This is a genomic window from uncultured Acinetobacter sp., assembly GCF_947626835.1.
Taxonomy (GTDB): Bacteria; Pseudomonadota; Gammaproteobacteria; order Pseudomonadales; family Moraxellaceae; genus Acinetobacter.
In genome coordinates, this window is the sequence record NZ_CANQTS010000024.1 from 24,288 (window position 1) to 38,408 (window position 14,121).

At 42.8% G+C, this 14,121-nt stretch carries 18 protein-coding genes and 1 pseudogene; 18 read left to right on the forward strand and 1 reads right to left on the reverse strand.

Annotation, left to right across the window (positions count from 1 at the left end):
- Nucleotide 1: 1 nt before the first annotated feature.
- From kdsB to pyrF, 18 genes are all read left to right on the forward strand, one after another.
- Nucleotides 2-763, forward strand: coding sequence for a 3-deoxy-manno-octulosonate cytidylyltransferase (gene kdsB / locus Q0Z55_RS09640; RefSeq protein WP_297427656.1), 762 nt, complete (start codon nucleotides 2-4; stop codon nucleotides 761-763).
- Between the two features lie 10 nt (nucleotides 764-773).
- Nucleotides 774-1,751 carry a DNA polymerase III subunit delta' gene (locus tag Q0Z55_RS09645; RefSeq protein WP_297427659.1) on the forward strand — a complete coding sequence of 326 codons (978 nt, stop codon included), beginning with the start codon at nucleotides 774-776 and terminating at the stop codon, nucleotides 1,749-1,751.
- Between the two features lie 11 nt (nucleotides 1,752-1,762).
- Entirely contained in the window at nucleotides 1,763-2,104 is a 342-nt protein-coding gene (locus tag Q0Z55_RS09650) for a PilZ domain-containing protein (RefSeq protein ID WP_297427662.1), read from the forward strand.
- A 27-nt stretch (nucleotides 2,105-2,131) separates the two neighbouring features.
- Nucleotides 2,132-2,905, forward strand: coding sequence for a TatD family hydrolase (locus Q0Z55_RS09655; protein WP_297427665.1), 774 nt, complete (start codon nucleotides 2,132-2,134; stop codon nucleotides 2,903-2,905).
- 34 nt (nucleotides 2,906-2,939) lie between these two features.
- Nucleotides 2,940-3,548, forward strand: a complete 609-nt coding sequence (locus tag Q0Z55_RS09660; RefSeq protein ID WP_297427668.1) for a TetR/AcrR family transcriptional regulator — start codon at nucleotides 2,940-2,942, stop codon at nucleotides 3,546-3,548.
- On the forward strand, nucleotides 3,549-4,061 hold the full coding sequence (locus Q0Z55_RS09665; RefSeq protein ID WP_297427671.1) for a prepilin-type N-terminal cleavage/methylation domain-containing protein: 513 nt from the start codon (nucleotides 3,549-3,551) through the stop codon (nucleotides 4,059-4,061).
- Entirely contained in the window at nucleotides 4,051-4,440 is a 390-nt protein-coding gene (gene gspI, locus Q0Z55_RS09670; protein ID WP_297427674.1) for a type II secretion system minor pseudopilin GspI, read from the forward strand. Before Q0Z55_RS09665 ends, gspI begins: the two co-directional genes overlap by 11 nt.
- Entirely contained in the window at nucleotides 4,427-5,023 is a 597-nt protein-coding gene (gene gspJ / locus Q0Z55_RS09675) for a type II secretion system minor pseudopilin GspJ (protein WP_297427677.1), read from the forward strand. The genes gspI and gspJ overlap by 14 nt, the downstream gene beginning before the upstream one ends.
- On the forward strand, nucleotides 5,023-5,970 hold the full coding sequence (gene gspK / locus Q0Z55_RS09680) for a type II secretion system minor pseudopilin GspK (protein WP_297427680.1): 948 nt from the start codon (nucleotides 5,023-5,025) through the stop codon (nucleotides 5,968-5,970). Before gspJ ends, gspK begins: the two co-directional genes overlap by 1 nt.
- A 102-nt stretch (nucleotides 5,971-6,072) precedes the next feature.
- Nucleotides 6,073-6,669, forward strand: a complete 597-nt coding sequence (locus tag Q0Z55_RS09685) for a 6-carboxytetrahydropterin synthase (protein WP_297427683.1) — start codon at nucleotides 6,073-6,075, stop codon at nucleotides 6,667-6,669.
- Between the two features lie 26 nt (nucleotides 6,670-6,695).
- On the forward strand, nucleotides 6,696-7,409 hold the full coding sequence (ung, locus tag Q0Z55_RS09690; RefSeq protein WP_297427685.1) for a uracil-DNA glycosylase: 714 nt from the start codon (nucleotides 6,696-6,698) through the stop codon (nucleotides 7,407-7,409).
- On the forward strand, nucleotides 7,406-8,530 hold the full coding sequence (locus tag Q0Z55_RS09695; protein ID WP_297427688.1) for an enoyl-CoA hydratase/isomerase family protein: 1,125 nt from the start codon (nucleotides 7,406-7,408) through the stop codon (nucleotides 8,528-8,530). Before ung ends, Q0Z55_RS09695 begins: the two co-directional genes overlap by 4 nt.
- Nucleotides 8,531-8,533: 3 nt before the next feature.
- Nucleotides 8,534-9,034 (forward strand): tRNA adenosine(34) deaminase TadA, encoded by a 501-nt coding sequence (tadA, locus tag Q0Z55_RS09700; protein WP_297427691.1) that lies wholly within the window; start codon nucleotides 8,534-8,536, stop codon nucleotides 9,032-9,034.
- A gap of 72 nt (nucleotides 9,035-9,106) precedes the next feature.
- Entirely contained in the window at nucleotides 9,107-9,790 is a 684-nt protein-coding gene (gene cmk / locus Q0Z55_RS09705) for a (d)CMP kinase (RefSeq protein WP_297427694.1), read from the forward strand.
- Nucleotides 9,791-9,899: 109 nt separating this feature from the next.
- Complete coding sequence (rpsA, locus tag Q0Z55_RS09710; protein WP_297427697.1) at nucleotides 9,900-11,576, forward strand: 30S ribosomal protein S1; 1,677 nt, start codon at nucleotides 9,900-9,902, stop codon at nucleotides 11,574-11,576.
- A 161-nt stretch (nucleotides 11,577-11,737) separates the two neighbouring features.
- Nucleotides 11,738-12,043, forward strand: coding sequence for an integration host factor subunit beta (locus Q0Z55_RS09715; RefSeq protein ID WP_297427713.1), 306 nt, complete (start codon nucleotides 11,738-11,740; stop codon nucleotides 12,041-12,043).
- A gap of 17 nt (nucleotides 12,044-12,060) precedes the next feature.
- Complete coding sequence (locus tag Q0Z55_RS09720; RefSeq protein WP_297427700.1) at nucleotides 12,061-12,420, forward strand: lipopolysaccharide assembly protein LapA domain-containing protein; 360 nt, start codon at nucleotides 12,061-12,063, stop codon at nucleotides 12,418-12,420.
- 181 nt (nucleotides 12,421-12,601) lie between these two features.
- A complete protein-coding gene (gene pyrF / locus Q0Z55_RS09725) occupies nucleotides 12,602-13,282 on the forward strand; it encodes an orotidine-5'-phosphate decarboxylase (RefSeq protein ID WP_297427703.1) in 681 nt (226 codons plus the stop codon).
- A 51-nt stretch (nucleotides 13,283-13,333) separates the two neighbouring features.
- Here the strand turns inward: pyrF and Q0Z55_RS09730 are convergent.
- Nucleotides 13,334-14,029: pseudogene (locus tag Q0Z55_RS09730) on the reverse strand (lysine exporter LysO family protein); the annotation flags it as partial.
- Nucleotides 14,030-14,121: the final 92 nt, after the last annotated feature.

Sequence of the window (14,121 nt, forward strand, 5' to 3'; positions counted from 1 at the left end):
CATGAAACATATTGTGATTCCAGCACGCTTTGCAAGTTCTCGTTTGCCGGGTAAACCCTTACTTGAAATTCATGGACGTGCCATGATTTTACGTGTGGTCGACCAAGCCAAAAAAGTCCAAGGCTTTGACGATGTTTGCGTGGCAACTGATGATGCACGTATTGCACAAGTGTGTCAGGCTGAAGGGATTGATGTGGTGATGACGTCACCAAACCATCCATCTGGCACGGATCGTTTAAGTGAAGTGGCACGAATTAAAGGATGGGACAGTCAAGACATTATTGTGAATGTACAAGGTGATGAACCCTTGCTTCCGGCACGATTGGTCCAACAAGTGGCAGATTTGTTACAAGCAAAACCAGAGTGTTCTATGTCGACTTTGTGTGAGCCAATTCATGAATTAGATGAATTTCAACGCGACAGTATTGTCAAAGTGGTGATGTCTAAACAGCAGCAAGCCTTGTATTTTAGCCGTGCCACGATTCCCTATGACCGTGATGGGGCAAAATTGGCACAAGCGAAACTGCATGATTCAGCCTATCGTCATTTAGGCTTATATGCCTATCGCGTACAGCTGTTACAAGAGTATGTGACGTGGGAGATGGGCGTTTTAGAGCAACTTGAATCGCTTGAGCAGTTACGTGTGCTTGAAAATGGGCATCGTATTGCTATTAGTGTGGCCGAAGCCAATTTGCCGCCGGGTGTAGATACGCCAGCCGATTTAGCGCGTTTAAATGCCATGCCTGTTTCGGCATTTGAATAAAAGGTTCCTTATGCAAGATGTCGCAGGACATGTCTATCCTTGGCAGCGAGCCCTTTGGCAAAATCTCACGCAACGCTTTGCAAACATTGGGCATGGCTTATTGTTTTATGGTAAGCCCGGCTCAGGTAAAGAAGCATTTACCCAACAGTTTGTGGCATGGGTGTTGTGTCAGGCACGCCAAGCCGATATGGCCTGTGGTCAATGCCGCAGCTGTCAGTGGCTGAACGCCAATACCCATCCCAATTATATCTATGTGAGTACTGATGAAGAGAATAAGAAACAAAACCCGCAAATTAAGATTGAAAAGATCCGCGACTTATTACCATTTGTACAACAAACCGGCGAAGGTTGGCGGGTTATTGTTATTCAGCCGGCTGAAGCGCTAAATTTAGCGGCCAGTAATGCACTGCTTAAAACGCTAGAAGAGCCGGGTGAGCAAGTGTTAATCATCTTATTGGCGCAGCATTATCTCAAATTGCCGGCAACGATTCGTAGTCGTTTACAACATTTTGCTTTAGATCGCATTGCACCTGAACAAGCGCAAGATTATCTACATACTCATTTGCCACAAGCGGGTCAAAGCCAATACAATTTACTGATGAACTTGGCCAATCATATGCCAATTCAAGCGGTTGAATTGGCACAAGCAGAATGGTTAGGGCGTCGGGCTGAGTTTTTAACTGATTGGTTAAAATTGGTCAGTCAAAAAAATATGCCCATGCATCTGGCCAATAAGTGGAACAAAGCTTTAAGTTTTGCCGACTTTGCACAGATGTTTGAATATCTGTTGGCGGATTTGATTGCCTATAAACTCGTGCAACCCATTAAAAATATTGATTTAGATTTTAATACGCTTGCAACGCATTATTCTTTAGACTATCTGTTTGAGATTTATCAAGCGTTACAACAGTCAAAACAATTGCTCAAACAAAACGTACAAAGCAATTTGATCATTGATCAGTTGTTTATCCAACTTATGCATGTTTAAAGGGGAAAACGATGCAATCACGTACTGGTGGTATTATTCAAGCCAATATTCCAGACAAAGAAACCTTATATGCCAGCTACATGCCATTTATTGAAGGCGGTGGCTTATTTGTGCCATCGCGTTTGTCGGTGAAATTGGGTGAGGAAGTTTTTGTGGTGGCAACTTTACCCGACAACCCACAAAAGGTTCCGCTTAAAGGCAAAGTGGTCTGGGTGTCACAGCGTCAAAATGGCATTAGCGTACCGGGATTTGGCATTCAATTGAGCGGCGAAAAAGGCATTTATTACAAATCAGAAGCAGAAAAAATTCTCGCAGGTCTTAAGTCTGAAGGGCGGACTAGTTACACTATGTAATTATTGATGATGATTTAGGATAACATTGTGTTTGTTGATACTCACTGTCATTTAACGCTGCTGGATTTAAGTCCTTACCAAGGCGATCTTGATGCAGCTTTAGCTGAAGCACGCGCAGCAGGCGTGTCTAAATTTATGAGTATCTCTGTTGATCTTGATGATCACATTTTGCTTGAACAAATTGCAGCGCGTCATGACGATGTCGGTTATACCGTGGGGGTCCATCCATGTGAGGACCCTCAGGTGATGGCGCGTGCCACCACCGAATATTTAATTGAATTGGCATCAAAAGACAAAGTGTGGGCTTTAGGTGAAACTGGCTTGGATTACTTCCATAGCACCGATTTTATTGCAGAACAAAAAGCCTGCTTTGCCCGCCATATTCATGCGTCACAAGCACTGAATAAACCGGTGGTAGTGCATACCCGTTCGGCCAAACATGACACTGTAGATATCATTCGTGCCGAGCAATCTACACATGGTATTTTGCATTGTTTTACCGAAGATTGGGACACCGCTAAAGCGGTCTTAGATTGTGGTTACTATGTATCTTTTTCAGGCATTGTGTCGTTTAAAAATGCTCAAGATTTACGTGATGTGGCCAAACAAGTGCCGCTTGATCGGGTCTTGATTGAAACAGACAGCCCATATTTAGCACCTATGCCATATCGTGGTAAAACGAACGAACCTAAATATGTGCCTTTTGTAGCCAAAGCTTTGAGTGATGTGTATGGTAAGTCACTTGAAGAGATGGCAGAGATTACCATGCAAAACTTCAATAATCTTCTGGCACAAAAGTAAAAAACAACACATATAAGAGAGCATACGGGTGAAGATGGATCGTCAGGCGCAGTTTCGAGCACGCGAAGCACTTATTTTTGAAACCGCTGAGCGTTTGTTGCTAGAAAATGGCGAAGCCGGCATGACTTTAGATGCACTTGCAGCTGAATTGGATTTAGCCAAAGGCACGCTATATAAGCACTTTCAAAGTAAAGATGAGCTATATATGCTGCTGATGATTCGTAATGAACGCATGTTATTTGACATGCTCAGTACGCCTAATCGGCAGTTTCCTGAGCATCTGGGCTACTTTATGTTGCACCATCTTCACCATCCTGAACGTACCGTGTTGTTTCATCATATTGAAGAGCGTTTGTCTGTCACAGGACAAGGCATTCAAAGCTTATTTGGTGAGTTGTATCATGTGCGTCGTCAGCGTTTAAAAATTATTATTCCCATGACTGAGCACTATTTACAAAAAGTTGGCAGCCAAATGTCAGGGCGTGATTATTTGGCAGCGATTTGGGCGCTGACCCATGGCACGGCGGCCATTTTAAATTCTAGTTTTTATCAGCGTTATTTAGGTTCGCGTGATGGCCTAAGAGTCGTTACCATTGAGCAAGCCTTACAATTGCCCATGCAACAGCCGCGAGTAGTGCTCTAAATGCGTGCGCGTGGTTTTACTTTGGTTGAAGTCATGGTGGTCATTGTGGTGATGGGCATCTTGGCTTCTTTATTGTTAATGAATATTTCAGGGGTAGATCGTCGTCAGGCGATGCAAGCGCGTGAATTGCTGATCAGTGATTTAAAAGCCATACAGCGCTTGGCCACTGAACAAGGTCAAGTCTTGGCCTTTGATTTGCGTCCTCAGCACAATGCCATGCAGTATCAATTGCTGCAATATCAAGCACAACAAACTGAGCAGGCGAAAAAATGGCAAACATTTGAATTGTTTGACATCAGAACCTTAGCACCTGAGATGCGCTTAGACATTACCCCAATTGAACAAAATTATCCCAATGCCAATAATCTTGAATTGATTGGGGCGCAAGCGCCGAAATTAATTTGGTTAGGCAATGGGGAAGCCAAACCAGTACGGATACAAGCCTATTGGCAAGACCAAGCGATTGGTGCTGAAATTGAAATTGACTACTTAGGGAAAGTCCATGAAAAATAAGGGCTTTACCTTACTTGAGGTCATGGTGGCACTGGCGATTTTTGCCGTTGCAGCTATGGCCTTGACCCAAACTGCGATGCAATATACCCAAGCGACGAGTCATTCTATATTAAGAACCAAAGCACAGTTTGTGGCCATGAATGAAATTGCCCGTATGGAAATCCAACAAGAATGGCTCAGTGGCACCGCCTCCACACAAATTGAAGAACAAAGCGAAACGTGGCAAATTGATAAAACCAGTCAAAGTACTATCAGTCCCAATGTACAACGTGTACAGGTCAAAGTCAGTTTGTATGACACACAAGCTGCAAAAGTCACAGGGCAAATTGCCGAATTGAGTTTCTTTAATTATAGGCAAGGGCAAAATGGCACTTCGTAATGGCTTTACTTTGGTGGAACTGTTGGTTTCAATTGCCATTTTTGCCGTGCTCTCGGCATTGGGTTGGCAAGTTTTTGACTATCTGAATAAAGTCAAAAACCGTAATGTGGTGCATGAGGCAGCCTTAGAGCAATTGCAATTGGGTTATCAGCAACTGTTAAAAGATACCGCACAATTGGTGCCAATCAGTGCACAAGTCAATAGACAAAAAGAACCGGCTTTAGTGCTGCAAAATGGTCGCTTAATCTTGAGTAAAGCTGGCGTGACTGATCCTTTGCAACAAGGTTTGGCTGTGTATGAGCGTGTTGAATATCGCTATGATGCCAATGAGAAAATTGTCTATCGTTTAAAATACCCATATCTTGATCGGGATGGGCAGCTCCAGCCAATCTCAAGCGAGTTAATGACCGATGTGGAGCGTTTTGAAATTGCAGTACTCAACCCTGATGTATCAAATCAATGGCCTGAAAATCCTGAACAACTGATGGCTTTGCCGCGAGGTATAGAAGTTCAACTCCAAGTACGCGAACAACCTTATGTATGGCGTTTTAGTGTGTTGCCGCAACTACAAGGGGTGAACTAATGCAACAACAACGCGGCATTGCTTTAATTACCATTTTAATGATGGTGGCATTGGCAACCATTTTAGCAGCCACAATTGCTAAGCAACAACGCGCCACGGCACACGCCACGGGCAGTTTAATCCAGCAAAATCAAGCATTACTATATGCCAAAAGTGCTGAGGCTTTTTTTTCTGAATTGTTGGTCGATGATGCCAATAATGCAGCTCAGATCGATCACTTACAAGAAACATGGGCACAACCTATGCCACCATTTCCCGTGGATGGTGGTGTGGTCATGGGGCGTATTGAAGATCAAAACAGTAAATTTAACCTCAATAGTTTGTTGCAAGGCGATGGTAAAAGCATCAATCCTGCCGCAGAGGCATGGTTACAGCGCATTTTGCAACGTGTAGATGCACCCATTGAACTGACTCAAGCCTTGATTGATTGGCAAGATCAAGATGACGAGTTGACAGGGAGTATGGGAGCCGAGGGCAGTTATTATCAAAGTTTAGGGCAAGGCTATGTAGCACCCAATGCAGCATTTCATGATGCGTCTAGCTTAAGCCAAGTGCGAGGCATTGATGCTGCGCTGTATCAACAGCTTAAGCCTTATGTGGCAGCCTATTCAATCGAGCAAAAGGTCAATGTTAATACCGCCTCAGCATGGTTGTTGGCCAGTATCGATCCGCAGCTTAAAATCAGTGATATTGAAAATTTAATTACTCAACGCCGTGGACAGTTACAACATTGGCAAGATTTAAATGAGTTTTGGCAAACAGCACCATTTGATCAGGTAGAGCCAAATATTCGTAATCAAATGAATAGTATGTTGGGGGTACAATCCAATACCTTTATCAGCTATATAGAAATTGAGTTTTCAGGTTATAGCCGTTATATGCAAAGTCAGTTGCAGCGTCAGGATAAAAATATACAAGTCATGTCACGTAGTCTAGCACCATTTTGATAGCCTTTGCCGATGCTGCTAAACAGCAAAATAAATGCCCACTGCTGGTGTTTTGCTTTATAATCTGAATAACTTCACAAGTTTTGGATCCCATTACGACATATGTTAATTCGTAAATTATTTAAGTTCGAAAATGCCCATATTGTCCGTAATTGCACCTCGGATCGTTGCAAACGTTCAATTCATGGTCACAGTTATAAAGTCGAGCTGTTGCTCAAAGCCTCTAAGCTTGATCATGGACAAATGGTCTATGATTTTGGTTTACTCAAAGGCGTGATTAAAGATTTATACGATGCCTTTGACCATGCCATTTGCTTTTGGCAGCAAGATGACGCTGACTATATTCATGCCTGTAAAACCTTTAGCGCCCGTTGGATCTCATTACCTGTATCGCCATCGGCTGAGCAATTTTCACGGATCTTCTTTTACTTGGCTCAACAAGTGTTGGCGTCCACCCAGACCCAAAATGGTGAAGGTGATGTTGAGGTGTATTCCGTGATTGTCCATGAAACTGATACTGGCTATGCGCAAAGCTTTGTAGAAGATATTCACAATGCACAAATGGGTGAATTACGTTTAGAGGACATCATTTTCTCTGAGCAAATTCAACGTGAGTGGAATGACCCCGAGATGTATCACAAGCTCAAAACAGGACAGCGCTTTTATAACCCAAGTGTTGAACTGCAAGTTCAACTTTAATTTTCCGGCTCTATAGGGATATCATCATGTCATTGACTGAGCAACAACAAGCAAAATTGCAAAAGATTCAGTTAGATGAAAGCTGGAAAGTGGCGTTGAGTGACTTTTTACTCAGTCCAAAGATGGATGAGCTGAAACAATTTCTTGTACAAGAAAAACAAGCCGATAAAACCATATATCCGCCAAGTTCATTGATTTTTAATGCCTTAAACACCACGCCGCTGCACCAAGTCAAAGTGGTGATTTTAGGTCAAGATCCTTATCATGGCGCTAATCAAGCCCATGGTTTGAGCTTTTCGGTGCAAAGAGGGGTTGCAATACCGCCATCTTTGCGTAATATTTTCCATGAGTTACATTCCGACTTAGGGGTGAATATTCCTAAGCATGGCAATTTAACCCATTGGGCTGAACAAGGAGTGCTGCTGTTAAATGCAGTGCTGACCGTCGAGGCAGGACAGCCGACATCTCATCAAAAACGCGGTTGGGAAGACTTTACCGACCATGTGATTGATGTCTTGAATCAGCAGCGCGAGCATATTGTGTTTATTTTATGGGGCGCATATGCACAGCGTAAGGGACAACGTATTGATCCAAATAAGCACTTGGTGCTCAAAGCGGCACATCCGTCGCCATTAGCAGCCAACCGTGGTGGTTTTTTTGGATGCAAAGCGTTTTCAAAAACAAATAATTATCTGAAACAAAATGGCATTGAGCCGATCAATTGGCAGCTGGACGCATGACATATTCTCCCGTAACAAAAGATTACCATCCCGATTTAATTGTTGAACAAGCGGCAAATGGTTGGCGTATTGTACGATTAAATCGTCCAAAATCCTTACACGCTTTGGATGAAAGTATTGTGTCGGCACTTTTAGCCGTGTTTCAAGATTTTCATCATGATGACAACGTCAAAGCCATTTGGTTAGATTCCACTACCCCTAAAGCCTTTTGTGCAGGTGGGGATGTGCGTAAATTACGCCATTTGGTGATCAATGGCGAAGTTGAAGTGGCCAATCAATTCTTTGAACAAGAATATGCCTTGGATGCTTTGCTGCATAACTATGCAAAACCTGTCTTGGTGTGGGGTGAAGGCTATGTCATGGGTGGTGGTTTAGGGCTGTTTATGGCTGCACCATTTCGTTTAGTGACCCCATATTCACGTCTTGCGATGCCAGAAATTAATATTGGCTTGTATCCGGATGTAGGCGCAACACGTTTCTTAGCCGATCGTGGTGCAATTGGTTTATTTACCGGTTTAACTGGTTCAATCATGACCTCAGCCGGCGCTTATGGTATTGGTTGGGCGACGCATATTTGTGATGCACACCGTGATAAAGTGTTAGATAAAATGGTCAACATTGATTGGGGACATTACCCAGCGGGTGATTTCCGTGCCATTGATGACACCTTAAACAGTATGCATCGTCCAGTAGGTCCCGGTCCATTACAAAATTCTTTAGATGTCATTCAAAGTGTATGTCGCGGCGTGATCTTTGAACATGACTATGAATCGATTATCGGTTTAAGTGATGCCCGCAGTGATTGGTTGCGTCAAGCCAGCGAAAACTTACAAAAAGGTTCACCTGTTACAGCAGCATTAACATGGTTGTTATGGCAATGGGGTAAACAAGATCATTCTTGGACTGAAGTGTTTGAATTAGAACGTCAAATCTCAGATTGGAAAATTCGCCATCCTGATTTTGTTGAAGGGGTAAGAGCACGTTTAGTGGATAAAGACTTAGCGCCTGCGTGGCAACGTGGCACTGATTTGTCTTTAAAAGGTATTTTAGCCGAACATCCACCTATCACTGATATTCAAAGTTGGAATGATTTGCTTAAACACTATGGTGTACTTGCTTAAGCCATGACTGATGAACATTGGATGCAGCTTGCCTATGCGCAGGCTGCTCATGCAGCAAGTTTAGGTGAAATTCCGGTAGGTGCAGTGTTAGTCAGCCAAAATCAAGTGATTGGTACGGGTTATAATCATCCGATTGCGTCACATGATCCCACCGCACATGCCGAGATTCAGGCCATTCGTATGGCCTGTCAGCAACTTAATAATTACCGCTTACCTGAAGATAGTGTGCTGTATGTCACTTTAGAGCCGTGTACTATGTGCGTTGGAGCTTTAATTCATGCTCGTGTATCGCGTGTTGTATTTGGTGCAACCGAACCTAAAGCGGGTTCATTGGGCAGTGCGCGTAATTTATTTGCAACAGGGTATTACAATCATGTTTTTGCAGTGGAGTCGGGTTGTTTAGCTGAACAGTGTTCAAGCCAACTTAGTGATTTCTTTAAAATGCGCCGTGCACAAAAACGTGAATTAAGACTCAAACAAAAACAGGGCTTAGATAGCCTTTAAGCTGTTTTTGCCTGCCTGAGTTTACATCAACACAATAATCTATATTTTCTTTATGAGCAAAGTGGAACAACCATGAGCATTCAAATTATTACCATTGATGGTCCAAGTGGCTCAGGCAAAGGCACACTTGCGGCCAAACTTGCACAACATTATCAATTTCATTTGCTTGACTCTGGTGCTTTATATCGCTTGTTGGGCTTGGCTTTAGAGCAACACAACTTACTTGATGCATTAGATAGCCAATTGGTAACCTGTATTGAGATTGCCACTCACTTAGATATTGAGTTTAAATCCACAACACAAGGCATTGCAGTGTTACTCAATGGCGAAGATGTTTCCACCACCATTCGTACTGAACGTGTAGGCGAATTTGCATCCAAAGTGGCTGTAGTGCCAGAACTGCGTGCCGCATTACTGACCCGTCAACATGCTTTTGCCCAAGCGCCGGGCTTAGTGGCAGATGGTCGTGATATGGCCACCGCGATTTTTCCACAGGCACAAGCTAAAATTTATTTAACTGCATCGGCCGAATCTCGTGCAGCACGTCGTGTAAAACAGTTGCAGGCAATGGGGCTGGATGTTAAAATAAACGACATTTTAGCTAATATCGAAGCGCGTGATCAACGTGACATGCAACGCAGTGTTGCACCACTTAAGCCTGCGCCCGATGCTTACATTATCGATAGCTCTGATTTGAGCATTGATGAGGTATTTACACTCATGACCACTTATGTGGATCAGTGTTTAGCCAATTAATTTATTTGTTACAGCCGAAGCATAGCCTGATCAGTTTATATGGACTATGTAGACGCTTTATTAAACCGGCCTTGTCTGATCCAAGACCGCTGACTTTATCAGGTATATCATGACCGAATCTTTTGCAGCCCTCTTTGAAGAAAGCGAATTAAACCTTAACGTTGAAAAGGGTGCAGTCATCCAAGGCGTTGTAGTAAGCATCGACTCTGACTGGGTAACAGTTGACACTGGCCTTAAGTCTGAAGGTGTGGTTGACCGCGCTGAATTCTTAAACGACCAACGTGAACTTGAAGTTGCTGTTGGCGACACAGTTGATGTTGTTGTTGAAGCTCTTGACAACGGTATGGGTCAAACAGTTCTTTCTCGCGAAAAAGCAAAACGCGCTGAGACTTGGACTAAACTTGAAAAAATCTTTGAAGACGGCGAAATCGTTACTGGTGTTATCTCTGGTAAAGTTAAAGGCGGTTTCACTGTTGACATCGGTCCAGTTCGTGCGTTCCTTCCAGGTTCTTTAGTTGATACTCGTCCTATTCGTGATACCACTCACTTAGAAGGTAAAGAGTTAGAATTTAAAGTTATCAAACTTGATGCTAAACGTAACAACGTTGTTGTATCTCGTCGTGCGGTAATGGAAGCTGAATCTTCAGCTGACCGTGAAGCGCTTCTTGCTCAGCTTGAAGAAGGCCAAACAGTTACTGGTACAATCAAAAACCTTACTGACTACGGCGCATTTGTTGACCTTGGCGGTATCGACGGTCTTCTTCACATCACTGATATGGCTTGGAAACGCATCAAGCACCCTTCAGAAGTTGTTGAAGTGGGTCAAGAAGTTACTGTTAAAGTACTTAAATTTGACCGCGAACGTAACCGCGTATCTTTAGGCCTTAAGCAATTAGGCGAAGATCCATGGTTAGCGATCATGAGCCGTTACCCTAAAGGTTCTATCGTTAAAGCACGCGTAACTAACTTAACTGACTACGGCTGTTTCGCAGAAATCGCTGAAGGCGTTGAAGGTTTAGTACACGTGTCTGAAATGGACCACACAAACAAAAACATCCACCCATCTAAAGTTGTTCAGATCGGTGACGAAGTTGATGTTATGGTTCTTGAAGTTGACGAAGAACGTCGTCGTATTTCTCTTGGTATCAAACAAACTCGTGCTAACCCATGGGAAGAGTTTGCTAAAAACCATGACAAAGGCGAAAAAGTATCAGGTACAATCAAGTCAATTACTGACTTCGGTATCTTCATCGGTTTACCAGGCGGTATCGATGGTCTAGTTCACTTGTCTGATATTTCTTGGAACGAACAAGGTGAAGAAGCCATCCGTCGTTACAAGAAAGGTGACACAGTTGAAGCGGTTATCTTGTCTGTAGACGCTGAAGGCAACCGTATCAGCCTTGGCATCAAACAAATGAACAACGATCCGTTCAATGACTTCCTTGCTGCTAACGAACGCGGTGCGCTTGTTAAAGGTACTGTAACTGCTGTTGACGCTCGTGGCGCGACTGTTAAGTTAGCTGACGAAGTTGAAGCAACTTTAAAAGCATCTGAAATCAACCGCGACCGCGTTGAAGATGCAACTAAGTTCTTAGAAGTTGGTCAAGAAGTTGAAGCGAAAATCATCAATGTAGATCGTAAATCTCGCTCTATCAACTTGTCTATCAAAGCGAAAGACGAAGCTGAAGAGAAAGAAGCTGTTGCTAACTTGAAAACTGTTGCAACTGCTCAAGAAAACGGTCCTAAGACGATCGGTGACTTGATCAAAGCTCAAATGAACCACTAAGTAGATGGATAAAATGTATTGTTAATGTAACTTAACTAATACTTTTTACACAAATACTATAAACGGTAGCGTAGTATTCACTTATTGCGCTACCGTTTTGTATTTAAACAGGTTATTATCTTTTTAAGTTAAAAGTAGCTTGATAATTAAAGAGGTCGATGATGACTACAGAAGCACTTAATAAGTCTGATTTAATAGAGCGAATTTCTCTTAAAAATCCGCACTTGGCTGAACCCTTAGTGGAAGAAGCTGTAAAGATTATGATTGACCAAATGATTGCGGCTTTATCATCAGACAATCGTATTGAAATCCGTGGTTTTGGCAGCTTTGCACTACACCATCGTGAACCGCGTATTGGTCGTAACCCAAAAACCGGTAAATCTGTTGAAGTGGCTGCTAAGGCAGTACCGCACTTTAAACCGGGTAAAGCACTTCGTGATGCGGTAAACGAATCTGCCAATAAATAAAATTTAAGGGGGTGTTTATGCGTTACGTTCTGGTGGTTTTATTATTGGTTCTGTTTGGGTATTCACTGGCCTTAGTGTTACAAAACAGTACTGAGCTTTCAGTAGATTTGCTCTTTACTCAAATTCCTGCAATGCGTCTAGGCTTATTGTTGTTAATTACCTTAGGCTTGGGTATTACTTTAGGTTTACTCATTGGAGTACAGGTGTTTCGAGTTTTCCAAAATAGTTGGGAAATCAAACGACTACGTAAAGATATTGAGCATCTACGTCAGGAACAAATCCATGTGGCGCAAGCTGCGGCCGCAGAAGCTGCAGCGCACACCCGACATGAAAAAACTGTGTTAGATATTCATAGCCAGGACCGTCCGCCGGTGTAGAGGCATTAAGTTAGCACATCAATTCTTTGGTGTTTTGCCAAACATAATAAAAAATACACTCTAAGCTAAAAACTTTAGAGTGTTTTTTTATGCAACAAAGACATAATTTTAAGCTCGTACTTGAGCTTGATTTAATAAGCTTTATAATGCCTTTAATTTGTTTTTTAAAAGGGTCAATCTCTTGAGTATTATCGTTGCATTAGATGCCAAAAGCCAATATGACGCTTTAACTATTGCCGAACAACTTGACCCTGCATTATGCCGTGTCAAAGTAGGTAAAGAGCTGTTTACCCATGAAGGTCCGAGTGTGGTTAAAGCATTGCATCATCAAGGCTTTGAAGTATTTTTGGATCTTAAATTCCATGATATTCCAAACACCACAGCACAAGCGGTATGTGCAGCGGCTGATATGGGGGTATGGATGGTCAACGTGCACGCCTCTGGTGGTCGTAAGATGATGGAAACCTGTGTTGAGCGCTTACGCGCGGGTAACTATGCCACGCAATTGATTGCGGTGACGGTGCTGACCTCGATGGGGCGTGAAGATTTACGTGACTTAGGTCTAGATGTTGAGCCATTTGAGCATGTAAAACGTCTAGCGACTTTAACCAAAGACAGTGGTTTAGATGGAGTGGTCTGTTCAGCACAAGAAGCCAAAATGTTACGTGAAACTTTAGGTGCCGACTTTGCGCTTGTCACACCGGGTATTCGTCCTGAAGGTGCGGCAGCAGATGATCAAAAACGTATTGTGACACCTAAGCAAGCTATGTTGGATGGTTCAACTCATTTGGTGATTGGTCGTCCAATTACCAAGTCAGAAAATCCTCGTCAAACCTTAAAAGACATTTTAGCTACACTTTAATTAGGCTTTAAAAGCTCAAGTTTCACATCAGAAGCTTGAGCCAAATAGACGTTATAGTGCAGCTAACACGCTGACCACTATGGGTGCAAGAATGGATAAGACAAAGCCGCTGAGCATGGCGTAAGGAATAAATGCATTGCCACAGGCTTGTTTGACCATGGGTAAAGTCACATCCATAGCAGTGGCACCGGCGGCTGCAATGGCTGAACGAGGATATCGCCACCCAAGGGCATACATCAATAAAATTGCAAAGATTTCGCGTAGTAAATCGTTCATGAGCGCAATGCTGCCTAATTCTGGCCCTTTGAGCTCACTAATCACAATACTCGACATGGAATAAAAACCATAGCCTTGAGAAAATAATAAAGCATCCATAAAGCTTAGATCTTTAAGCAGCATATAACTAAAATAAGCACCTAAACAAGAACCGATGACACAACCCAGCGGTACGCATAGAATCTTCCAATTTATCCAGCTTGGATCAAGAGGGTGCTCAGCTAAATCGAGTCCAATGAGTAACATAAACCCCAGTAATAACCACCAACTATTGATAACAAGCTTGATCTCAAAGCTTTGTAAGGCATAAGCCAAGATTACGCCAGCGACTAGGGCAAACACAGCATAGCCAATATTGAGCAAGGAGCTGAGTAATAACGATAGGTCAACTTTACCGTGACTAGGTTGGGTTTTTAAACTTTTAAACAGCAAATAGCAGCAAAAAAATGCCCCGATTGAAGTGCTATAGCTAAATTAAGAAGATGAGCTACAATAGAAAAAACACTCACTTTTAAAATTATGCCAAAAACATATTCTGTCGATCTACGTGAAAAAGTCATGCA